At 43.0% G+C, this 20,553-nt stretch carries 24 protein-coding genes; 5 read left to right on the plus strand and 19 right to left on the minus strand.

Annotated elements, in window-relative coordinates:
• Positions 1-37: 37 nt before the first annotated feature.
• The 7 genes from DEO27_RS26970 to DEO27_RS27000 all read right to left on the minus strand — a co-directional run bounded on the left by DEO27_RS26970 (position 38) and on the right by DEO27_RS27000 (position 7,849).
• Positions 38-226, minus strand: a complete 189-nt coding sequence (locus DEO27_RS26970) for a hypothetical protein (protein ID WP_112571512.1) — start codon at positions 224-226, stop codon at positions 38-40.
• A 73-nt stretch (positions 227-299) separates the two neighbouring features.
• A complete protein-coding gene (locus DEO27_RS26975) occupies positions 300-1,562 on the minus strand; it encodes a glucose-1-phosphate adenylyltransferase (RefSeq protein ID WP_112571510.1) in 1,263 nt (420 codons plus the stop codon).
• The gene (locus DEO27_RS26980) at positions 1,559-2,983 is read right to left on the minus strand and encodes a glycogen synthase (RefSeq protein ID WP_112571508.1); all 1,425 of its coding nucleotides are present in this window, start codon (positions 2,981-2,983) and stop codon (positions 1,559-1,561) included. The genes DEO27_RS26975 and DEO27_RS26980 overlap by 4 nt, the downstream gene beginning before the upstream one ends.
• A 337-nt stretch (positions 2,984-3,320) precedes the next feature.
• Positions 3,321-6,128, minus strand: coding sequence for a DNA polymerase I (gene polA, locus DEO27_RS26985; RefSeq protein WP_112571506.1), 2,808 nt, complete (start codon positions 6,126-6,128; stop codon positions 3,321-3,323).
• 95 nt (positions 6,129-6,223) lie between these two features.
• A complete protein-coding gene (locus tag DEO27_RS26990) occupies positions 6,224-6,808 on the minus strand; it encodes a DNA-3-methyladenine glycosylase I (protein WP_112571504.1) in 585 nt (194 codons plus the stop codon).
• Positions 6,808-7,407 (minus strand): ExbD/TolR family protein, encoded by a 600-nt coding sequence (locus tag DEO27_RS26995; protein WP_112571502.1) that lies wholly within the window; start codon positions 7,405-7,407, stop codon positions 6,808-6,810. Before DEO27_RS26995 ends, DEO27_RS26990 begins: the two co-directional genes overlap by 1 nt.
• Positions 7,408-7,501: 94 nt before the next feature.
• A complete protein-coding gene (locus tag DEO27_RS27000; RefSeq protein ID WP_112571500.1) occupies positions 7,502-7,849 on the minus strand; it encodes a carboxymuconolactone decarboxylase family protein in 348 nt (115 codons plus the stop codon).
• Between the two features lie 55 nt (positions 7,850-7,904).
• On the opposite strand from DEO27_RS27000, the gene DEO27_RS27005 reads away from it, so the two are divergent.
• Both DEO27_RS27005 and DEO27_RS27010 read left to right on the plus strand, forming a co-directional pair.
• The gene (locus DEO27_RS27005; protein WP_223818064.1) at positions 7,905-8,342 is read left to right on the plus strand and encodes a VOC family protein; all 438 of its coding nucleotides are present in this window, start codon (positions 7,905-7,907) and stop codon (positions 8,340-8,342) included.
• 70 nt (positions 8,343-8,412) lie between these two features.
• A complete protein-coding gene (locus DEO27_RS27010; RefSeq protein WP_112571496.1) occupies positions 8,413-8,772 on the plus strand; it encodes a VOC family protein in 360 nt (119 codons plus the stop codon).
• A gap of 150 nt (positions 8,773-8,922) precedes the next feature.
• Here the strand turns inward: DEO27_RS27010 and DEO27_RS27015 are convergent, their stop codons facing one another.
• The 9 genes from DEO27_RS27015 to DEO27_RS27055 form a co-directional block, all read right to left on the minus strand.
• Positions 8,923-9,255 (minus strand): MGMT family protein, encoded by a 333-nt coding sequence (locus DEO27_RS27015; protein WP_112571494.1) that lies wholly within the window; start codon positions 9,253-9,255, stop codon positions 8,923-8,925.
• Complete coding sequence (trmB, locus tag DEO27_RS27020; RefSeq protein ID WP_112571492.1) at positions 9,255-9,914, minus strand: tRNA (guanosine(46)-N7)-methyltransferase TrmB; 660 nt, start codon at positions 9,912-9,914, stop codon at positions 9,255-9,257. The genes DEO27_RS27015 and trmB overlap by 1 nt, the downstream gene beginning before the upstream one ends.
• Positions 9,915-10,019: 105 nt before the next feature.
• Complete coding sequence (locus tag DEO27_RS27025; RefSeq protein ID WP_112571490.1) at positions 10,020-10,466, minus strand: hypothetical protein; 447 nt, start codon at positions 10,464-10,466, stop codon at positions 10,020-10,022.
• A 3-nt stretch (positions 10,467-10,469) separates the two neighbouring features.
• Complete coding sequence (locus DEO27_RS27030; RefSeq protein ID WP_112571488.1) at positions 10,470-10,820, minus strand: phage holin family protein; 351 nt, start codon at positions 10,818-10,820, stop codon at positions 10,470-10,472.
• A gap of 62 nt (positions 10,821-10,882) precedes the next feature.
• Positions 10,883-11,149, minus strand: a complete 267-nt coding sequence (locus DEO27_RS27035; RefSeq protein ID WP_090532345.1) for a YtxH domain-containing protein — start codon at positions 11,147-11,149, stop codon at positions 10,883-10,885.
• Positions 11,150-11,312: 163 nt separating this feature from the next.
• Positions 11,313-12,350, minus strand: coding sequence for an AI-2E family transporter (locus tag DEO27_RS27040; protein WP_112571486.1), 1,038 nt, complete (start codon positions 12,348-12,350; stop codon positions 11,313-11,315).
• An 81-nt stretch (positions 12,351-12,431) separates the two neighbouring features.
• Complete coding sequence (locus DEO27_RS27045; RefSeq protein WP_112571484.1) at positions 12,432-12,635, minus strand: hypothetical protein; 204 nt, start codon at positions 12,633-12,635, stop codon at positions 12,432-12,434.
• Positions 12,636-12,639: 4 nt separating this feature from the next.
• Complete coding sequence (locus DEO27_RS27050; RefSeq protein WP_112571482.1) at positions 12,640-14,085, minus strand: sigma-54-dependent transcriptional regulator; 1,446 nt, start codon at positions 14,083-14,085, stop codon at positions 12,640-12,642.
• Positions 14,086-14,257: 172 nt separating this feature from the next.
• Positions 14,258-14,860 carry a hypothetical protein gene (locus DEO27_RS27055; protein WP_223818065.1) on the minus strand — a complete coding sequence of 201 codons (603 nt, stop codon included), beginning with the start codon at positions 14,858-14,860 and terminating at the stop codon, positions 14,258-14,260.
• Positions 14,861-15,260: 400 nt separating this feature from the next.
• Here DEO27_RS27055 and DEO27_RS27060 point away from each other — a divergent pair, with 400 nt between their 5' ends.
• Entirely contained in the window at positions 15,261-16,466 is a 1,206-nt protein-coding gene (locus tag DEO27_RS27060) for an alkaline phosphatase family protein (RefSeq protein ID WP_190295256.1), read from the plus strand.
• 250 nt (positions 16,467-16,716) lie between these two features.
• On the opposite strand, the gene DEO27_RS27065 is transcribed toward DEO27_RS27060, so the two are convergent.
• The 3 genes from DEO27_RS27065 to DEO27_RS27075 all read right to left on the minus strand — a co-directional run bounded on the left by DEO27_RS27065 (position 16,717) and on the right by DEO27_RS27075 (position 18,639).
• The gene (locus DEO27_RS27065; protein WP_112571476.1) at positions 16,717-17,499 is read right to left on the minus strand and encodes an enoyl-CoA hydratase/isomerase family protein; all 783 of its coding nucleotides are present in this window, start codon (positions 17,497-17,499) and stop codon (positions 16,717-16,719) included.
• Between the two features lie 223 nt (positions 17,500-17,722).
• Positions 17,723-18,025: a winged helix-turn-helix domain-containing protein gene (locus DEO27_RS27070; RefSeq protein WP_112571474.1), complete on the minus strand. Its 303-nt coding sequence runs from the start codon at positions 18,023-18,025 to the stop codon at positions 17,723-17,725.
• Positions 18,022-18,639 carry a hypothetical protein gene (locus DEO27_RS27075; protein ID WP_112571472.1) on the minus strand — a complete coding sequence of 206 codons (618 nt, stop codon included), beginning with the start codon at positions 18,637-18,639 and terminating at the stop codon, positions 18,022-18,024. The genes DEO27_RS27070 and DEO27_RS27075 overlap by 4 nt, the downstream gene beginning before the upstream one ends.
• Before the next feature lie 141 nt (positions 18,640-18,780).
• Here DEO27_RS27075 and DEO27_RS27080 point away from each other — a divergent pair, with 141 nt between their 5' ends.
• Positions 18,781-19,599 (plus strand): DCC1-like thiol-disulfide oxidoreductase family protein, encoded by an 819-nt coding sequence (locus DEO27_RS27080; RefSeq protein WP_112571470.1) that lies wholly within the window; start codon positions 18,781-18,783, stop codon positions 19,597-19,599.
• A gap of 55 nt (positions 19,600-19,654) precedes the next feature.
• A complete protein-coding gene (locus tag DEO27_RS27085) occupies positions 19,655-20,530 on the plus strand; it encodes a TIGR01777 family oxidoreductase (RefSeq protein WP_223818066.1) in 876 nt (291 codons plus the stop codon).
• The last annotated feature ends 23 nt before the right edge of the window (positions 20,531-20,553 follow it).

Here is a 20,553-nt window from a genome sequence, read left to right on the forward strand (position 1 = left end):
CCAACCGGACTTAAACTTCCGGCTTATGACTAAAGACTTATTTCCTCCTCATTTTCATGGTGTCTTTTTTCATGATGGTATCTTTTTTCATTTTTTTAGGCTTCGATTTCTTCTTGGTAGTATCAGTTTGCATAACGCCTTTGGATGGGCGAACTAATGTGCCATGAGCGAAAACGCTGCTGAAAGTGATTGCTGCTAAAGCAATCATACATAGTGCCTTTTTCATAGTTGATTATGTTTTAAATGGTTTGTACCTATTATAACAAATTAACTATGAATTGTTTTCTCTTGTTTTTTAATTAAATAACTGTGCCACTTGGTATTATAGCTCGTTTCTTAACCACAACAATACCATCTTGCACCGTGTGTGTACCATAATCGCCGTCTTCAAGCTTTTCGCCGCAGTTAATGGTTACGTTATCGCCTATGTAGGTGTTTTTGTCGATGATCGCGTTTTTAATGTGGCAATTATCTCCAATACCCATAATTGGCGAAGCACTTTCTTTCGATTCGGCAATTTGCTCCAGGGTTTGATAGTTGTCGCTACCCATCACGTAGCAGTTTTCAATAATGGTATTAACACCAATACGGGTACGGATACCGATTATCGAATGCGTGATCTGCTTGGCGTTGATGATACAACCGTCGGCAACGATAGACTTTTCCATCAGCGTACCAGATATTTTTGACGGCGGCAGCATGCGCGCACGGGTATATATCGGGTTTTTATCAAACAGGTTAAACTTAGGGATATTATCAGTTAAGCCCAGGTTGGCTTCAAAAAATGAAGGAATAGTACCGATATCTGTCCAGTAACCTTCGTATTGGTAGCTGGCTACGCGGTGGCCTTCAATTGATTGCGGGATGATCTCTTTACCAAAATCGGTACGTTCGTTGCCTTCAAGTAAATCGTACAACAATTTACGGTTAAAGATGTAAATACCCATAGATGCCAGGTACACACGGCCTTCGGCCTGCATTTCCGGACTAACTTCTGATGCCCAGCTTTCGAAATTGCTTTTCGGCTTTTCGATAAACGAGGTGATCATGTTGTTCTCGTCTGTTTTCAGGATACCAAAGCCTGGAACATCAGCTGCATCAACCGGAATGGTGGCAATTGAAATTTCGGCATTGGTTTCGATATGATGGTTGATCATATCTTCAAAATCCATCTGGTATAACTGATCGCCAGAAAGGATCAGAACATACTCAAACTCATGTACCGCCAAATGGTGTAAGCTTTGCCTAACCGCATCGGCCGTACCCTGGAACCAGGCCACACTTGATGGCGTTTGTTCCGCCGCAAGGATATCAACAAACGCATCACTAAAGCTACTGAAGTGATAAGTGTTTTTGATATGCTTGTTTAACGATGCCGAGTTAAACTGCGTTAACACATAAATACGTGTAATGCCCGAGTGCAGACAGTTTGAAATGGGAATATCCACCAAACGATATTTACCCGCAATTGGTACTGCCGGTTTCGACCGCGTTGCGGTTAGCGGTGATAAGCGGCTGCCCTGGCCGCCACCAAGCACAATGGAAATTACTTTGGATGTCATATAGTGAGTTTTAAGCTTTCGTATAGTTCAATGTATTGTTGTGTTGAGCGTGTCCACGAAAAATCAAGCGCCATCATTTGTTTGCGCAGCAGCTGCATTTTCGTAGTGTCCTGATAAAGTTGTTTGGCCCTGAACACGGAGTGGCAAATATCCTGAACACTGGCTTGTACAAAGCGGATACCATATCCGCCCTCGTCGCCAAAGTCAATAACAGAATCATTGAGGCCTCCTGTTGTGCGTACAATAGGCATAGTGCCGTAACGCAGCGCATATAATTGGTTAAGGCCACATGGCTCTACGCGTGATGGCATCAGCAGGAAATCGGCCCCGGCATATATCAGGTGAGCCAACGACTCATCGTAGCCAATAAATACATTGCAATGTTCCGGGTATTTATTTTTTAGTTGAAGTAGCGCCAGTTCGTTTTCCTTGTCGCCGGCCCCTAATATCACAAAGTTTATTTCGCCCTCGTTCTCCAGCAGGCTGCGCTCAATTGCGGCAGGCAGCAGGTCGGCACCTTTTTCAACAACTAAACGCCCAATAAAGGTGAATAATGGTTTTTCAGGATCAAGTTCAAAGCGCTTGCAAATGGCCTCTTTATTAGCCCTTTTACCTTTAGCCAATGTTTTAGCCGAAAATTTAGTTGGGATCATCGGGTCGGTTTGAGGGTTCCAAACCTCGGTGTCGATGCCGTTCATGATACCGGAGCCCTTTGCCCGTTCAATATAAAACAAGTATTCTAACCCGTTTGAGTTATAAGTAAGTTCCTGCAGGTAAGTTGGCGAAACAGTGGTATAACGCCAGCTGCATTTAACCGCGGCGGCAAGTGGGTTAATACCACCCGCCCAGTCCAGCAGGCCGGTTTTGGTAAGATCGATTTCGGGGAGCAATGAAAGCCTGTCCCATCCGAAAGCACCATGATACTGGCCGTTATGTATGGTAAATACGGTTGGCGTATGAGCCAATCGTGTATAAAGTTTTGAATGATAAAGCAGGAAAGGTACCAACCCTGTATGATGATCGTGGCAGTGGATCAAATCGGGCGTTTGCTGCGAATAGCTGATCCAATCTAAAAACGCCAGTTGAAAGGCAATGAACTGTTCGCGTTCATCGGGGTAGCTGTATACATTTTCTCTATCAAGTAAACCTGGGATCTTCACTAAATAAAGTTCAAAACCAAGCTTATTTGTTTTTTCTTTCAGGATCTCGAAGAAAAGACGGCGGTTGCCAAGTAAAGTAGCCGCGGCAAAAACAATTTCAAAATCGTTTTCCTGGGTAAACTTGCGGTCGTAAAAAGGCAAAACAACAGCAGCCTGCAAACCTGCAAGGTTCTGGTACTTAGGCAATGCGCCAACAACATCTGCCAACCCGCCAACTTTGGCAACGGGATAGCATTCAGCACTCAAATGGTATATTTTCATTCAGGTTTTATTGGCTCAATTTAAGCAAAGATTACCAAAAGAGAAACCTATGAGAATTAATATAGTTTTTAAAAATTTAGATAAAAAGCGCTGAAATATTATTATCGTTAAGATGTTATAGTTGTAAAAATGATAGGTAAAAGGGGGGATTGGAAACAGACGGGATATATGAATTAGGCACCTTGGCTATCGGTTTAACTGCAATATGGCTTAATATGTCATTGCGAGCGCAGCGCGGCAATCGCACAGAGGCAGAACCGCTCTGCATAGCATGCGATTGCTTCGTCGTTCCTCCTCGCAATGACATTTTAGAAATCTACCTTTACGGGCAGGGCAATTAATGTGCCTCCAGCCAGTTTAAACCTGTTCCAATTTCAACCATGATAGGTACTTCGGTTTTGATGGCGTTTTTCATGTTGTGCATGATGATTGGTTTCACAATTTCAACTTCATGATGCGGCACGTCAAACACCAACTCGTCATGTACCTGCATGGTCATGCGGGTATCCAGTTTTTGAGCTTTTAGTTCACGATGGATGTTGATCATGGCTATCTTGATCATATCGGCTGCAGAGCCCTGTATTGGGGCGTTGATGGCATTTCGCTCGGCAAAACCACGAACGGTTGCATTGGCCGAGTTAATATCACGCAGGTAACGACGGCGTCCCATCAGCGTGCATACATATCCGTTTTCACGGGCAAAGTTCATGGTATCGCTCATGTATTGTTTAATACCTGCAAACTGTACAAAGTATTGTTCTATGATTTCGGCGGCTTCTTTACGCGGAATACCCAAACTTTGTGATAAACCAAAAGCCGACTGCCCATAAATAATGCCGAAGTTAACCGCTTTTGCATTGCGGCGCTGATCGCTGGTTACCTCATCAAGCCCGATACCGTAAACATTGGCAGCGGTGGCTGTATGGATATCGTGGTTATTGATAAAGGCCTGCATCATGTTCGGATCTTTGCTAATCTCGGCTATAATGCGAAGCTCGATCTGCGAGTAATCGGCAGATACAATGGTGTGGTTATTATCCCTTGGGATAAATGCCTTCCTCACTTCCCGGCCCCGCTCTGTGCGGATCGGGATATTTTGCAGGTTGGGATTCACGCTGCTTAAACGACCTGTGGCGGCAACAGCTTGGTTATACGAGGTATGCACCCTGCCGGTTTTCGGGTTAACCATCTGCGGCAACGCATCTACGTATGTTGATTTTAGTTTTTGAAGCTGACGGAAATCAAGGATATCACGCACGATATCGCTTTTGGCGGCTAAAGAAAGCAACACATCCTCGCCGGTTTGGTACTGACCGGTTTTGGTTTTTTTGGCTTTAGGGTCAAGCAACAATTTTTCAAACAACACCTCGCCCAATTGCTTTGGCGACGCGATATTGAATTTTACGCCTGCTTTTTCATAAACCGTTTTTTCGTACTGGGCTATGTCAGTTTCCAATTGCTTGCTGAAATCGCGCAGGGTATCATGGTCTATTTTTACGCCCTCGTACTCCATATCGGCAAGTACATAGATCAGCGGGTGTTCTATCTCATTCACCAGTTTTTCGCCTTCAACCTCTTTTAATTTCGGCTCGAAAACATTTTTGAGTTGTAAGGTGATGTCAGCGTCTTCGGCTGCGTACTCTTTTATTTTTTCAAACTCTACATCGCGCATATTGCCCTGGTTTTTGCCTTTGGCGCCAATAAGCTCGGTGATGGACACCGGTTTATAGCCCAGGTAATTTTCTGACAGGATATCCATGTTATGGCGGGTATCCGGATCAATAATATAATGTGCCAGCATGGTATCAAACAGGGGGCCTTTTACCTCAATGTTGTACCATTTCAACATCAGGATATCAAACTTAATGTTTTGCCCTATTTTGCCGATGTTTTCGTTTTCAAGTATTTCTTTAAATTCGGTAGCAATGTTTTGCGCAGCAACCTGATCGGCAGAAACCGGTACATACCAGCCTTCGCCGGGTTTAACGGAGAAGGACAGGCCTACCAACTCACAATGATTAGGATCGGTTCCGGTAGTTTCGGTATCGAAACAAAAAGTTTGCTGTTGGGCTAATATTTTAATGAGATCTGCACGTTTTTCGGCAGTATCGGCCAGATGATATTCGTGCGGGGTATTGTTGATGTTTTTGGCGGCGATAGTAAGGTCCTCATGGATGTCTTCCACATCAACAGTCATGGTAGTACGTCCGGTTGCTACCGGAGCCCCAAACAGATCAGTTTGTGTGCCGGCCGATTTTAACTCCGTAATACTGAAATCATCGCCAAACACGCGGCGACCAAGTGTGCGGAATTCTAATTCAGCAAACAATGGCTCTAACAATTCTTTACTTGGTGCGCATACTTCCAAACCTTCTTCATCCAGTTCAACCGGAACGTTCAGTAATATGGTAGCCAGTTTTTTGGACATCAGCCCCTGATCTTTAAACTGCTCCACATTTTCGCGCTGTTTGCCTTTCAATTCGTGGCTATGGTCAAAGATGTTTTCCATCGAGCCGTATTGTTTGATAAGCGTTTTGGCTGTTTTTTCGCCGATGCCCGGAATGCCCGGGATGCCGTCTACCGCATCGCCCCAAAGGCCTAAAATATCTATTACCTGATCAACGCGCTCAATTTCCCATTTGGCCAATATTTCTTTAACACCCTGTATCTCCATTTCGTTACCCATACGGGCGGGTTTATAAATGAAAATATTGTCTGACACCAGCTGGCCGAAATCCTTATCGGGCGTCATACAATAAACGGTGTAGCCCTTTTGCTCGGCTTTTTTGGCAAGGGTACCGATGATATCATCGGCCTCGTATCCATCAGATGTGATAACCGGGATATTAAAGCCCAGTATGATTTTTATAACATAAGGTAAAGCCTTTGCCAAATCTTCGGGCATGGCTTCGCGGTGGGCTTTGTAACCTTCAAAATCGGTATGCCGTTCGGTTGGTGCTTCGGTATCAAAAACCACGGCCATATGGGTGGGGGCCTCTTTTTTCAAAACATCGAGCAGTGTATTGGTAAACCCCATCATTGCCGAAGTGTTTAACCCGTTTGATGTAAACCGGGGTGTTTTACTCAAAGCAAAATGAGCCCGGTAAATGAGGGCCATGCCATCCAAAAGAAATAGTTTTTTCATAATTATTTTAACACGAATTATACCGAAAAGGCAATCATCACCCAATAGCGCAGGTAATGGTTTCCTGCAAAGTACACCAATTTTAATGAATTACGCTAATACAAATTAGCGTCTGTTTGTTTAAAACTACAGGTAGGAATGTGATCATTAACCATACCGGTGGCCTGCATAAAAGCATAACAAATAGTGGTGCCAAAGAACTTAAAACCACGTTTTTTCATGTCTTTAGCTATCGCGTCAGACTCGGGACTGGTTGCCGGTGTTGCGTTAGAGTTGTTCATGATGGCTTTCCCCCCTGGCATAAAACTATAAAGGTATTTATCAAAAGAGCCAAACTCTTTTTGTATATCGATAAACAGTTTAGCGTTACTAATGGAGGTTTGTATTTTAAGCCGATTACGAATAATGCCTTCATCCTGCAGCAGGCGCTCAACATCATTCACAGTAAAGGCTGCCACCTTCTGTACATCAAAATTGGCGAACGCTTTACGGTAAGCCTCCCGACGGCGCAGGATCGTGATCCAGCTCAACCCTGCCTGCGCAGATTCAAGGATCATGAATTCAAAAAAGGTATGGTCGTCATGAACCTCTTTTCCCCACTCCTGGTCGTGATATTTAATATATAGTTCATCAGTGCCTGCCCAGGAGCAGCGGGTTGGGTTGTTGGTTTGATTGCTCATTATATTGGTCTTAGGTAGGAATAAATGATTGAAAATTTGTTGATTTTTTGCTGCCCCAGCATGGCTATTACATCTTTGATCACAGGGTATGGAGTTTCCGCATCGGCCATGATGAAAATACGCGATCTTCTGTTATGTTTTTCGAAAGTAGCCTTATGCGATTCCTTTATCCATTCGGCTAATTCATCGAGTGCTAACCCCGGTTGATTGTAATAATCCGCAGCGTTATAATAACTCGAAATATATTTTTTGATTTGAACCAGTGGTGTTCCGATAATGTCCGTTTCGCCAAATTTAGTTATCTCCGCCGGCGTGAAATCGGTATTGTGTCTACCTCCCATTTGCTTTAGTGTTTCTTCTCGTACATCCGCTGCATCAAACCTTAACATTAGCTTTTTTTGCCCTATGAGTATAGTAGTTATGTAGCTTTCCGGATCCGCAGTATTAAAATAATGCCCTGTTGGCAAATTGATTTGGATAGGATAAGGTGTTGAAGGACGATAGCCAGATATGCAAAACAATAAAATAATCAATAATAAATTGACCATTGGAAACATGTCAATATTGAACAGCTTTCTGCGTGGGTGAGGTTTGTACATGGTGTGGTAGGTTAGGTAAACAGCGTTGTTATAAGGGTGAAGCAATCTTAGTTAATTATGCTTGCTTCTTCCTTATAACGAAGCTGTTGTATACTTATTTCACTTCATTCAACTCATCCCAGTATTCAACTGCTCTTCTGTAATGCGGAATAACAATTGAGCCGCCTACCAGGTTGGCTATCATGAAGATCTCGTTCATTTCATCATGATTAACGCCGGCCTCGTGACATTTGCCGAGGTGGTATTTGATACAATCGTCGCAACGCAAAACCATGCTGGCTACCAGGCCAAGCATCTCTTTGGTTTTAACGTCAAGCGCGCCTTCGGCGTAGCTGGTTGTATCGAGTGCAAAAAAGCGTTTGATGTTGGTATTGGCGGTCTCCATGATCCTTTCGTTCATCTTAGAGCGATAGGCGTCAAATTCTTCTACAAGTTTTCCCACGGGATGTTGTGTTTGTTAATAAAATTTAAGCTAATTAAGCTAAAATATTTAGCATTTGAAAGAGCGGATCGTTATTTTTATAGCCGCTAATCAAAATTTTTACGCGCTAATTATGGAAAGTTTATCGCCCAATATTTTTGTAAATGATATTAACCAAACCATCAGTTTTTATGAACTGTTAGGTTTCAAAGTTACCATGAGTGTCCCTGAAACCGGTACCGATCTGGTTTGGGCCATGATGACCAATGGCAGTGTAATCATGATGTTTCAGACGTATGATAGTTTGGGCGAGGATCTGCCTGATATACAGCGTACCGACGGAGGTTCGTTACTGTTATATATCAACCTTAAAAATATCCGTGCGTTTTTTGAAGAAATAAAGGAAAAGGTAACCGTATTAAAAGGTCTTGAAACTACTTTTTATGGCGCTACCGAGTTCTCGATAAAAGATAATAACGGCTATGTGCTTACTTTTGCCGAACATGATGCCTAATATTATCATAAAACTTAGTTAAATAATTATTATTAAACGTCTCCCCTTTAGGGGAGATTTAGAGGGGCTTATGATCAACTTTAAACGCGCCGACCATATCCAGGTTTGTGTTCCGCTGGAACGGCTGGAAGAAGCAATGATTTTTTACACAGATGTTGTGGGTTTGCAACGCATAGAACGGCCTGCCTTTAAGTCAAAAGGCTACTGGTTTCAAATAGCGGATATCCAACTTCATTTAAGTACCGAAGACGCCTTGCCCCGTACATCGCGCCATACAGCCTTTGAGGTTACCGATATTGCCGAAGCCCGCCGGCATTTGGAAAGTTATGGCGTTGAGTTTTGGGAAGAACCGATTATTCCCGGTCGCACCCGGTTTTCGTTTATTGACCCATTTGGAAACAGGATGGAATTGCTGCAGTTTACGGTGTGATATTAAAATAAAAATGATTGCCGGGTGGCGGCTTAGAAAACCAGGTCATTGCGAGGCACGAAGCAATCGCACGGAGGCAAAGTCGCTCTGTATAGCATGCGATTGCTTCGTGCCTCGCAATGACATGGTTTTGATTTTAAAGGAATTACATCACAACGCCAGTTCCACCATCGGGTCCCAGAAATGCAATTTAAAATCCTGGATCTGATCGTCAATAACTTTTACGCCTTCGCTTTCCAGCATTTCGGCCATACGGTTGCCGCCAAAATGAGCTTTCGCTGTTAATAATCCCTGACGGTTTACTACACGATGGGCAGGTACAGGTGGTTTTACATTTCCGGCTGCCTGCATGGCCCAGCCTACCATACGCGATGAACCTTTGGTGCCAAGGTAAGCCGCTATAGCGCCATAAGAGGTTACCCGTCCCGGTGGAATGAGGCGGGCTACCTGGTATACTTTTTCAAAAAAATTAATCTCTTCCATTAAGCTTTTACCGGGAATGAAAACTTAAGGTAGTTAATGTTCTTGTTATCCTGTAAATATTTTTTCTCGTAGTAAGTTTTGATAGACAACACCTCATCGGCATGCTCCGAATGATAAAGATCTTCTGTTTTCACATGAAGGTTCAATTTAAGCTCGTCTATCTTTTCGGCAGTGTAGGCATGCAAACCATCGTTATCAGTTTTGAGGTTAACAAAGCCACCTGGCTTAAGGATGATCACATATTTATCCAGGAACCGTGGTGAGGTGAGGCGCTTTTTCTCGCGACTTAGCTGGGGCTGAGGGTCGGGGAAGGTAATCCAGATCTCATCAACTTCGCCGGGAGCAAAATAATCGAGCAGGTTTTCAATCTGAATACGTAAAAAGGCAACATTGGGTACACCATCTTCAATAGCAGTTTTAGCGCCGCGCCAGATGCGGTTGCCCTTATAATCGATACCTATAAAGTTTTTATCGGGAAACATGCGGGCAAGGTTTACGGTGTATTCGCCTTTACCGCAGGCAAGTTCAAGCACTACCGGGTTATCGTTCTTAAAAAACTCGCGGCTCCACTGGCCTTTAAAAGGTTTGCCGGCATCTAATTGCAGTACGTTATTAAAGGTTTCAATCTCGGCAAAACGTCTTATCTTATCTTTTCCCACTTTAATTTTTAAAATAAAGCGCAAAAATATCTAATAAGCACCAATTTTACGAATTTAAACCTAACTGAGGCTCAAGGCGCTTATCAGACCGGGCGAAATAAGGATTTATACCGCAGCCCCACCTACCGGCTTAACATATGGTGCCGGTTTGTATTCCTTATCCTCTTTCTTTTTGATGAATTTGCTAAATAATGCTTTTGCTTTATCCCAAATACCGCTAACTGCATCCTCATTAACATAGTTTGACGCTTTTTGCGAAACAAGGCCAACCAGCGTTTTTACCAAAAAATTTGAATGCTTAAATAAAGTTTTGTTTAAGGCAAGCGGGATAATAAACCTGGAAACAAGGTTCAGAATATCCGGATGAAAGAAGCTGGTACCCTTTATCCCATCAGTATCGTTTGAACGCGGGAACAGTGTGAGCGCGGTAGAAAAAATAGCCGATGGACTATTGAAGCGCGCTTTAAGCGCAACGCTTTGCTGTTTTTCGAGTGCTTTAAGCCTGAATATTTCGGCCTGCAGATCGCTTACGTTTGTGATATGAAGATCCATGGTTTATCGTTTAAATATTTTTTGAATAAAGATGTTGATAAGCGGCCTTTCAAGGTGTCGTTTAAATATCTTGATAAACATGGCTATCAAAAAGTAAAGGACGGCTACACATCCAAAACCTTCCCAGTAGGAGTGAAAAACATCGGCCAGAAAAAAACCGAGCGTAACACTGGCAAAAAGAAAGGCCAGCACCATGCTGATCACAACTACCACATCGGCAATTACACTTGCCAAAATGGATGATCCGCCTTCAATTGCTTCATATTTTAAAAGCTTAAACCGTGTTTCGGCGTACTCTTTTAACTGGTCAATAATGGGTGGTAATGGTGGTTGGGTATCTTTTTTCTCTTCCATAGGTAAGGTTATATATCCCGGATATGGTGTTCATCCACATCCGGGATTGGTGTTATACATGCTTATGCGTGCTCAAGGTCATCCTGGTATTCTTCTTCAGCGCCTTTGATTTTCGACTTAATGTTTTCAACAACTTTGTCTTTTAAACCAACCAGGTTGTCAATTTCAGCAGCTGCAGTATCTTTTATTGACTCGCCAAGGTTTTTTAACGATTCGGTAAGCTTGTCGCGGGTTTCATTTCCTTTATCAGGTGCAAACAAAATGCCTAACGCTGCCCCTGCTGCTAAACCGGCAAGCAATGCAACAACTACTTTTGAGTTATCATTCATTGTAATATAATTTAAAGTTGAACATTTGATTAGTTACTCGTAAATATCCTGCCAAATATGTGTATTTGGCGCATTTATTTTTATTTAAGTATAAATTAACTTTTATCTGATTAATAAATTTTACCCTGTGTTCACAAAACTGTTCAGGGCTGTACGGTATAATTTATACACTACTGTTTATCCGCTCAAGCCTATCGGCCGCCATACGGTTTGTTTCATAGATTTCCAGCAACAGCAGAAAATATGATAACAGCACCGGGCCAAATACCAGGCCCAGGATACCAAACAAAGGTAAGCCAATAAATACCCCGATTATTGAAATTATGGGGTGCGTGTTGGCTATACGCTTGTTAATGATCATGCGTAAAACATTGTCAATATTGCCAATAACCAGTAAGCCATAAACAAGTATTGCCACCCCCTGCCAGTTATGCCCCTGTGCAAATAATATAATACTTGCCGGAATACACAAGGTTGGCGCCCCAACAACAGGTAAAAAAGATATGAATGCCCCTATTACCCCCCAAAATACAGCATCCGGAATACTTAGTGCGTAAAAGCCCAGGGCCAGCAAAAAGCCCTGTGTGGCGGCAATTATACCTTGTCCTAAAACGTTGGAATAGGTAGAATCGCGTAGTGCGGCGGCAAATTTTAATGCATGCTGTTCGCGGAAAGGCGCGTATTTTAATAAGCCGGCCTCAAACTCACGCATTTGCGTGAGCATGAAATACAAAAGAAAGTACAATACCAGCAGGGTTATGATGATATTGGCTGCGCTGCTTAATATTGATGGAAACAAGCCCGTACCAAAAGTCCCCAGTTTTTGAAGGGTGTCTTCAGCAAAATGGGGCTGATTTAAGTTAGATGCCGCAAAAGCATCAATTTTTGATGTCCATTGGTCAATAGGCAGGTCTTTGATATTGATGCTTGAAATTTTGCCCACTATCATGATGCTCAGCGTTAGGAAAGGGATAACGATAACAATAAGTGAGCTGAAAATGATGAGCAGGGCTACCAATGTTTTGTTCCAGTTGCGTTTTTCGACCAGGTTTACAAACAGCGGCCTGAAAATGGTAAACAATACTACAGCACCAAGTATCGAACTAAATAAACCGCTAATTGCGTAAAGTAAAAAACAGCCCAGTATAATAATGCTTACCAGGATGATGTTATTGCGTTGTTTATAGTTGAATACTGACATTTAGGCTGTTGTGTTGATATTTGCTTAAAACAAAAAAACGCCAAAAAGTTTTGGCGTTTCAAGTATTAATTGCAACGCCTTTTAGTTGGTATTGTTAAGCAGGGTATTGATCCGGGTTGAGCTTATCTCTATGGTATCCATGTAAAACAAACAATCCGACGTTGGGTTAGGTATTTCGTACCGCAACTGCTCAAGCGCAAGGTGTATGTTTGATAGTTGATTTTTTATATCATGCCTTAATTTGCGCAAGGCTTCGGCGTCGTTTTTATCTTCATTAGCCCCCATATTACTATTTAAGGTTAATGGCCTTCATTTTATTATAAAGGGTTTTACGATCAATGTTCAGGATCTCGGCGGCTTTGGTTTTATTGAAGTTAACCTCCCTCAGCACCCTGATGATGGTTTCATATTCGGCTTCAAGCGCGGCGTTTTTTAGATCATGACGGGTTTCCTTAACCTCCGGAGCTTCATACGGCTTAGCAGCCGGTTGCTGTTGCGTGTAATGATTAGGTGCTTCGTATGATAACTTATAAGTGGACATTTCAAGCGGCAATGCTTTAAGCGTAATCTCGTTGCCCTCGGCCAAAAGCGCGGCGCGGCGGATCACGTTTTTAAGCTCGCGGATGTTACCCTGCCAGCGGTAGTTCATAAAGCAATCCACAACTTCCTGCGAAAAGGATTCGACACTGCGGCCAAGTTCCTGGTTTGCTATTTTTAGAAAGTGCTCGGCCAGTAATATAATATCGTGTCCACGCTCGCGCAAAGGCGGCATGTAAATGCTGAACTCGTTAAAGCGATGATAAAGATCCTCACGGAAACGGCCTTTCTGGATGCCTTCCTGCAGGTTTTCGTTGGTGGCTATAATAATACGCACATCAAGATCAATCTCCTTGGTGCTGCCTATCCTTTTAACTTTGCGTTCCTGTACGGTACGAAGCAATGCGGCCTGGATTTCATATGAAAGGTTACCCACTTCATCTAAAAACAGCGTACCGCCGTTAGCCATTTCAAAGTGGCCAATCTTGGTATATAAAGCACCCGTGAATGAACCTTTTTCGTGACCGAAAAACTCACTTGCAGCAAGCTCTTTGGTTAACGAACCGCAATCCATGGCAATGAACGGCTGATTATGGCGCGGACTGTTCAGGTGGATGCTTTTGGCAACCGATTCCTTACCTGTACCACTTTCGCCTAAAATAATAACGCTGTAATTGGTTGGCGCTACCAGTTCAATCTGCCGGGCAAGCTCTTTTGAGGCGCGACTGGTGCCGGTAACAAATTCGGCGGCAAAAACAGTTTTTTTAACGGTATTGGTCTTTGCTTTTTCAGGTACAATGGCAGCCTGTGGCTCTTCATCAACCTCAACCAGTGCGTGGTGAGTTTCAAGAGCCTTATTTATGGTATTTAAGATCTCATCCGGATATAGCGGCTTGGTGATATAATCATAAGCCCCCATTTTGATCAACTCAACAGCCATCTTAATGTCTGAATAGCCGGTGATGATAATAACCCCAGTTTTAGGATACTGGATTTTAATGTTACGGAGCATTTCGCGCCCGTCGGTATCTTCAAGCCTGAAATCGCAAAGTACAAGTTGATATTCACCGTTTTTCAACGCCTCCATACCCCCCGTACCACTTGATGCGGTACTAACGTCAAACCCATTTCGCGTTAAAAACTTCGATAGCAATAACGCAACATTAACTTCATCATCAATGATGAGGATCCTCTTCATATTCAGCAATTATTGTGCGGTAAATGTCTTATTAAGTGTCAAAATACAAACAATGTGCTAATTTATACGATTTATTTAATTATTAAGGTTCATATGAATTAAAAAAACAATAAAAAAGGGGAGCCCGAATGAGCTCCCCTTTTTTATGTCAAGGTATTTGTAGGGCCATATATTAAAAGCCGTACGCTACACGTAAACCTATAAAGTTCACTTTGCTTTGATCAATACCTGTTGCGTATTTGGTAGTAGCTTCATAGCGGATACCTGCATCAATAAAGCTGCTTGCGCTTACCGGGAATTGTACACCAATTTGTGGAGCATAAACAAACGCTGTTGATTTGTTAGCATTAACGTCAGATTTGTTTAACAAAAATGCTGCACCGGCTTCACCTTGTACGTAGAAATTGCTGATTGGGAAGTATTTCAAACCAGCTTTAACCGGAATTAAGTGGAAATCAGTTGCATCAAGACCTTGAACACCACCTATGTTGTTTTTGCCGAATACATTGTTATAACCTGCGTTAACAGTAACAAATAATTGGTTTGAAACAACCGGGATATCAGCCTGAACAGAACCGCCTAAGTTCCATTTGTAGTTGTCTTTGAAATTGCCAACAGGTAAACCTGCTTCAACGCCTATGCTATAACGGATGCCACTTTTAGTTGTAGTTGATGTTGTAGATGGGGTAGTAGGTGTAGATGTTTGTGCTTTTGCACCAAAAGCTAAGCCTGCAAATGCAAGGGCTAAAGCTGAAACTTTGAATAAATTTTTCATAACTATTGTTGTGTTTTTGATATATGTTGTTTGAAACACGAAGCAAATTAACTGCATAATTCAGATTCGATTTTTCATCCAAAAGTCATGAGTATTTAATCAATTGATTGATAGTAATTTATTTTTTGACCCTATTGGTATTTTGGTCAGGATATTGTCAAATGGCCTTGTAATTGCTGTTTTTCTGTCAAAATTAACATTGTCTTAACATGGAGTTTTGAGCCTGAAAATGATGAATTCTGCGTGAAATTGGGTGAAATGGCAAAATGTCTTTCAAAAGGTACTTTCAGAATCGGCCGTTTAGGGTGTTTTAGTGTTAAGGACAGATCATTATTCGGTTAAATTATTTCCTATTAACATAGATGGGTTTTGAGCGGGTTATTTTCGTTAAAAAATGATCATGAAAAATACCTGCCGTTATATAATCGCTTTTATCTTATTGTTGACCGGACAAATAAGCCTGGCCCAACAGAAACAATTTAACCATGGTAAAAGGGTTGTGATCATTATGATGGATGGTTTTGGCATGAGTTATTTTAATAATGCCCCTATGCCGCATTTAAAAGCGATGATTACCAAAGGCTTTTTTAAACAGGTTAGCGCTTTAATGCCAACAGTTACCAATGCCAACAATACTTCAATTTGTACGGGTACCTTTCCGGAGGTAAACGGCATCAGCGGAAACTTTTTTTTAAATGACAAAGGTGAGGAAGAATACATGGAAGATAAGCACCTGGTGCTTGCCCCTACCATTTTTCAAAAGTTGAAAACGGATGGGATTAAGTCGGCACTGATCTCCAGTAAAAAGAAAAGTACCACTCTGCTGCCCGAGGGGACCGATATTGTAGTATCGCCGGAAACAGCCGATACCTCATGGACAAATAAGATAGGCACGCCTGCAAGTATTTACAGTGCCGAAGTAAATTACTGGACAATGAAAGCAGGTATCTATTTGCTTAAAAACCGTAAAGATATCCGTTGCATCTATATCCATACTACCGATTACCCGATGCATACCTGGGCACCTGCGGATAGTAATTCTATCAGGCATTTAGCTAATATTGATAAGCTGATAGGCCAGATCAATGAAACGGCACCTGATGCAACCATACTCATCACTGCCGATCATGATGTAAACCACAAAAGCCGTTGTGTAGATGTGAAGAAAGCGTTGCAGTTGCAGCACGTTGATATTAAACTGGCGCTAAGCCCTGAGAAAGATAAATATGTAAAGCATCACCGTGGTTTTGGTGGCGCTGCTTATGTTTATTTGAATAAAGATGGCGATCTGCCGGAGGTTAAAAAGGCGTTGTATAAAATTAAAGGTGTTGAAACGGTACTAACCCGCGCCGAGGCAGCTAAGAAATATCATCTTCCGCCGAACCGGATAGGCGATCTTGTTGTACTTGGCGATTCGACCACCGTTTTTGGCGACCTGGAAACCGGTGCAGAAGAAGATCTGCCGGAAACGTACCGAAGCCATGGTTCTGTTTATGAGATAAAAGTGCCGGTAATTATTCTGAATGCAGCTAAAATGCCGCTAGACTCATACTTTAATTATAATAAAGATCTGGCAGCATGGCTTATGGATAAGAAATATTGGTAGGGTTAACGCGGGAATGTGGACGCTCCTAAAATGCGATAGTCGAGGATTAGTTAAATAATATTTTGAAGAATCCCCTCTTGAGAGGGGGCGCGGAGGAATGAGCGATAGCAGGGGTGTGTTTGTGCGCTTGGCTTATCAAAGCAGAAACACACCCCTACACCCCTCTCAAGAGGGGAATCGCGCAATCCCCCCTTTTTTGCCTCAAGTTAACGGATATGGCATAGGCACTTGATTGGGCGAGAATAATTTTCTACTCCCCTTTAAACTCCGCTTTGCGTTTTTCCATAAAGGCAGCCACTCCCTCTTTAAAATCTTTGGTGCCGAAGCTTTTTCCAAATTCTGTTATTTCGGTTTCATAGCCGTTAACCCCATCGGTATATGCGGCGTTGATACAGCGAATGGCGGCAGCAAGTGCCAACGGAGCGCGAGTTAATATTTTATTCAGGATTTCTTCGACTTTAATTAACAGCTCTTCGGGAGTAGTTACATGGGTAACCAGGCCATATTGCAAGGCATCGGCAGCGGTGATCATATCGGCAGTGAGGATCATTTCCATAGCTTTGCCTTTGCCAACCAGTTGGGTAAGGCGTTGTGTGCCGCCGTAACCGGGCATCAGTCCTAAAGTTACCTCGGGCAGGCCCATTTTAGCGTTATCGGATGCTATGCGGATATGACAGGCCATAGCCAGCTCAAGTCCTCCGCCTAAAGCAAAGCCATTTACTGCCGCAATTACAGGCTTATTGCCATTGGCTATCAGGTCAAAAACTTCGGTATGGCCTTTGCGTGAAAGCTGCGCCCCTCCTTCAACATCCAGTGCCGCAAACTCACTGATATCTGCACCGGCAACAAACGCTTTTGGTCCGGCTCCGGTGATGATGATACCGCCGACGTCCGGATTTTGAAATGCCTCGGCAAATGCAGTATGCAGTTCGGCAAGGGTATCTTTATTAAGGGCATTCAGTTTGCTTTCGCGGTTGATGGTGATGTATTGAATACGCTCTTTATTTGCTATCAATAAGTTTTGAAATTCCATGGGAGATGTACTTTATGTATTGCTTGAAATAACCAGATGCTTCATGTAAAAGTAGTAAGAAAATTATTGAAGTTGTTTTACGCTTCCTGTAAACAGATGCATTGAGCTGAAAGAAAAACCGGCACTCCCAATGTTGGGAATGCCGGATGATATAGTGATTAGGTTTAGGTAGAATCAACTGTTTTAAATTCACTTTGTATTTCAAAGTGAATAAATAAAAAAATTATAGTTTCTGCTGTTTGATCAAATTTTCGAGGGCAAGCAGGTGCAGCCTGAATGCGGCGCGCCCTTTTTCGGATGCCAGGTAGCGCGTATTGGGTTTGCGGCCTATGAAAGATTTCTCCACCTGGATGTATTCTTCTTTTTCAAGAGCTTTCAGGTGCGATGCCAGGTTCCCGTCGGTAAGGTCAAGCAATTCTTTAAGCGAGTTAAAGTCATAGCTTTCGTTGGCAACCAATACGCTCATGATTTGCAGGCGGATGCGGTTTTCAAAGGCTTTATCAAACTGATCTAATGATATCTTCACTTATCGTATTTAAAATGCATTACTGTACCATAAATAATGTGGAGCAGACCGAAACCAACACTCCAGAAAATTAAGCCGTAGCCCGGCATCACGGCACAAAGCAAACCTAATAAAATCTCCAATATCCCCAAGCTTCTAATCCCCGAATATGTATAATGACTTCCGGCAACTAACGACATGCCATAAAATATCAGTGTAGCAGGCGCTATAATGCCGTAATAGCCGCGGTAAACCAATATTATGGTAAACAAACCGCCGCTTACCAGCGGAATTGCCATATTAATAAGCAGGCGCTTGCTGCCGGCGTTCCAAAACGGCTGACCGTTTCTTTTGGCTTTACGTATCGATAGCCAGATGCCGGTACCAATTGAAAGTACAAGTACAGCTATGGCTACGATAAATAATTTAATGATCAGCGATTCTTCAATAAAGACCTGGCCTTCTCTGAGTGCGGCATACTGGCCCTGAAGCAAAGTATATCCTATCCCCGCGCCAATGAACGCGTAGATCCCGGCCATTACGCCCGAAAGGCCACTAAGCGAAATAAATTTGGCCGACCGCTCCATCAGATCGCGGATGGAACTTAACTCTGCATGAATATCTTGTTCTTTCATCAAAAGTACTTTGTTGTTCAAAGTTATAGATAAGATCTGATTTTGCAAGAGGAGCGAAACATGTTTATTGAAATTTAATTTTCAGTATTTATTGAAAGTTTAAAATATATTGTATATTTGTTTCAGAAAACACTGAAAGTTATGAAAACGCTTAAAAATCATATGATCCTGTTTGATGCCGAGTGCCCCATGTGCCGTGTTTATACCGGGGCGTTTGTAAAAACCGGTATGCTTGACGCCAATGGCCGTTCTGCTTACCAGGAAGCGCATGCGGGTACCTGCCCTGTTTATGACAGGCAACGGGCCGTTAATGAAATAGCTTTGATCGATCTTGAAAGCGGTGAGATTACTTATGGTATTAAGAGCCTTTTTAAAGTTATTGCTAATTCATGGCCGGTACTCGCCCCCTTATTTGCCTTAAAGCCATTTGTCTGGCTTATGAGCAAGGCATATGCTTTTATATCATATAACCGCCGGGTAATTATTCCGGCCGCAGAAACCGGGTTTGAGTACCAGCCTACCTTTAAGCTGCATTACCGCTTATTGTACCTGCTGTTCACCTGGTTTTGTACCGGGTTTATCTTAACGGCTTATGCACATTTGCTTGTCGGGATGGTGCCTTTGGGCAATCCTTACCGTGAATATCTGATCTGTGGCGGGCAGATCCTTTTCCAGGGTGCCGCGATCTGCAGTTTTGACCGCCGAAACCTGTGGACCTATCTCGGTAATATGATGACCATCTCTTTTGCAGGCAGTTTATTGCTCTTGATTGGCCTGGTGGTAAGTCGCTTTTTTCAATTTGGGCCGCTGGTTTATACCTTGTATTTTATGGCAGTAGCGGGTTTGATGTTTTTAGAACATATCCGCCGCACCAAATTGCTGGGACTTGGCTGGGTACTTACCATTACCTGGGTAACCTACCGTATTGTTTTATTACTGCTCATTTTAAACCTTAACTGATCATGAAACCTTATAAAAAATTGTACTGGCAGGTGGCAATGGCTATCTCGGTACTGTGCTGGCTAAATACTACCGTGATCTGGCAGATGAAGTGATCATTCTTGCCCGGAAACAGAAACCGGTGGACGGCAATGTACACACCGCCCTTTGGGATGGCGAAACCGAGGCGGGATGGACGGTACACCTTACCGGGGCAGATATGCTGATCAACCTGTGCGGCAAAAATGTAAACTGCCGGTATACTGAAAAAAATAAACGCGAGATCATCCGTTCAAGGGTAGTGCCAACCGAGCTGTTGGGCCGGGTGATCAATAAAATGACTAATCCGCCAAAAGTTTGGATCAACGTAACCTCTGCTACTATTTACCGCCATGCCGAAGACCATGCTCAGGATGAAGAAACCGGTGAAATCGGTTATGGCTTTTCTATCGATGTTTGCAATATATGGGAAAGCACTTTCTTTAAAACGGATACGCCCCACACCCGTAAAATTGCCCTGCGCATGGGCATTGTACTTGGCCACAGCGACAGCGTCTTTCCGAGGTTGCTTAACCTGGTAAGGTTTGGCCTTGGTGGTAAGCAAGGCGACGGGCAGCAATACATGGCCTGGGTACACGAGCATGACGTAGCCCGCAGCACCCAATGGCTGCTTGATCATCCCGAATTAAATGGAGTATTTAACTGTACTGCCCCTGAAGCTGCCAGGAACACAGACATGATGCAGATCATCCGCGAGGCTTATGGCGCACCTTTCGGTTTACCTGCTCCCCAATGGCTGCTTGAGGCCGGCGCATTGCTGATCGGAACTGAAACTGAACTGATATTAAAAAGCCGCTGGGTAGTTCCCAAACGTTTGCTGGATAGCGGTTTTAAATTTCAGTATGAAAAGGCGGAACATGCGGTGCATGATATTTTAAGTATCAGGGGGTAACAGAAAGACTGGTGCAAAATTCA

Source organism: Mucilaginibacter rubeus, assembly GCF_003286415.2.
Lineage (GTDB): Bacteria > Bacteroidota > Bacteroidia > Sphingobacteriales > Sphingobacteriaceae > Mucilaginibacter > Mucilaginibacter rubeus_A.

Bases quoted from the DNA above. Each gene is read 5' to 3' on its own strand.
- DEO27_RS26970 (WP_112571512.1), bottom strand. From the start codon at position 226: ATGAAAAAGGCACTATGTATGATTGCTTTAGCAGCAATCACTTTCAGC.
- DEO27_RS26975 (WP_112571510.1), bottom strand. From the start codon at position 1,562: ATGACATCCAAAGTAATTTCCATTGTGCTTGGTGGCGGCCAGGGCAGC.
- DEO27_RS26980 (WP_112571508.1), bottom strand. From the start codon at position 2,983: ATGAAAATATACCATTTGAGTGCTGAATGCTATCCCGTTGCCAAAGTT.
- polA (WP_112571506.1), bottom strand. From the start codon at position 6,128: ATGAAAAAACTATTTCTTTTGGATGGCATGGCCCTCATTTACCGGGCT.
- DEO27_RS26990 (WP_112571504.1), bottom strand. From the start codon at position 6,808: ATGAGCAATCAAACCAACAACCCAACCCGCTGCTCCTGGGCAGGCACT.
- DEO27_RS26995 (WP_112571502.1), bottom strand. From the start codon at position 7,407: ATGTACAAACCTCACCCACGCAGAAAGCTGTTCAATATTGACATGTTT.
- DEO27_RS27010 (WP_112571496.1), top strand. From the start codon at position 8,413: ATGATCAACTTTAAACGCGCCGACCATATCCAGGTTTGTGTTCCGCTG.
- DEO27_RS27015 (WP_112571494.1), bottom strand. From the start codon at position 9,255: ATGGAAGAGATTAATTTTTTTGAAAAAGTATACCAGGTAGCCCGCCTC.
- DEO27_RS27025 (WP_112571490.1), bottom strand. From the start codon at position 10,466: ATGGATCTTCATATCACAAACGTAAGCGATCTGCAGGCCGAAATATTC.
- DEO27_RS27030 (WP_112571488.1), bottom strand. From the start codon at position 10,820: ATGGAAGAGAAAAAAGATACCCAACCACCATTACCACCCATTATTGAC.
- DEO27_RS27035 (WP_090532345.1), bottom strand. From the start codon at position 11,149: ATGAATGATAACTCAAAAGTAGTTGTTGCATTGCTTGCCGGTTTAGCA.
- DEO27_RS27040 (WP_112571486.1), bottom strand. From the start codon at position 12,350: ATGTCAGTATTCAACTATAAACAACGCAATAACATCATCCTGGTAAGC.
- DEO27_RS27045 (WP_112571484.1), bottom strand. From the start codon at position 12,635: ATGGGGGCTAATGAAGATAAAAACGACGCCGAAGCCTTGCGCAAATTA.
- DEO27_RS27050 (WP_112571482.1), bottom strand. From the start codon at position 14,085: ATGAAGAGGATCCTCATCATTGATGATGAAGTTAATGTTGCGTTATTG.
- DEO27_RS27055 (WP_223818065.1), bottom strand. From the start codon at position 14,860: ATGAAAAATTTATTCAAAGTTTCAGCTTTAGCCCTTGCATTTGCAGGC.
- DEO27_RS27060 (WP_190295256.1), top strand. From the start codon at position 15,261: ATGAAAAATACCTGCCGTTATATAATCGCTTTTATCTTATTGTTGACC.
- DEO27_RS27065 (WP_112571476.1), bottom strand. From the start codon at position 17,499: ATGGAATTTCAAAACTTATTGATAGCAAATAAAGAGCGTATTCAATAC.
- DEO27_RS27075 (WP_112571472.1), bottom strand. From the start codon at position 18,639: ATGAAAGAACAAGATATTCATGCAGAGTTAAGTTCCATCCGCGATCTG.
- DEO27_RS27080 (WP_112571470.1), top strand. From the start codon at position 18,781: ATGAAAACGCTTAAAAATCATATGATCCTGTTTGATGCCGAGTGCCCC.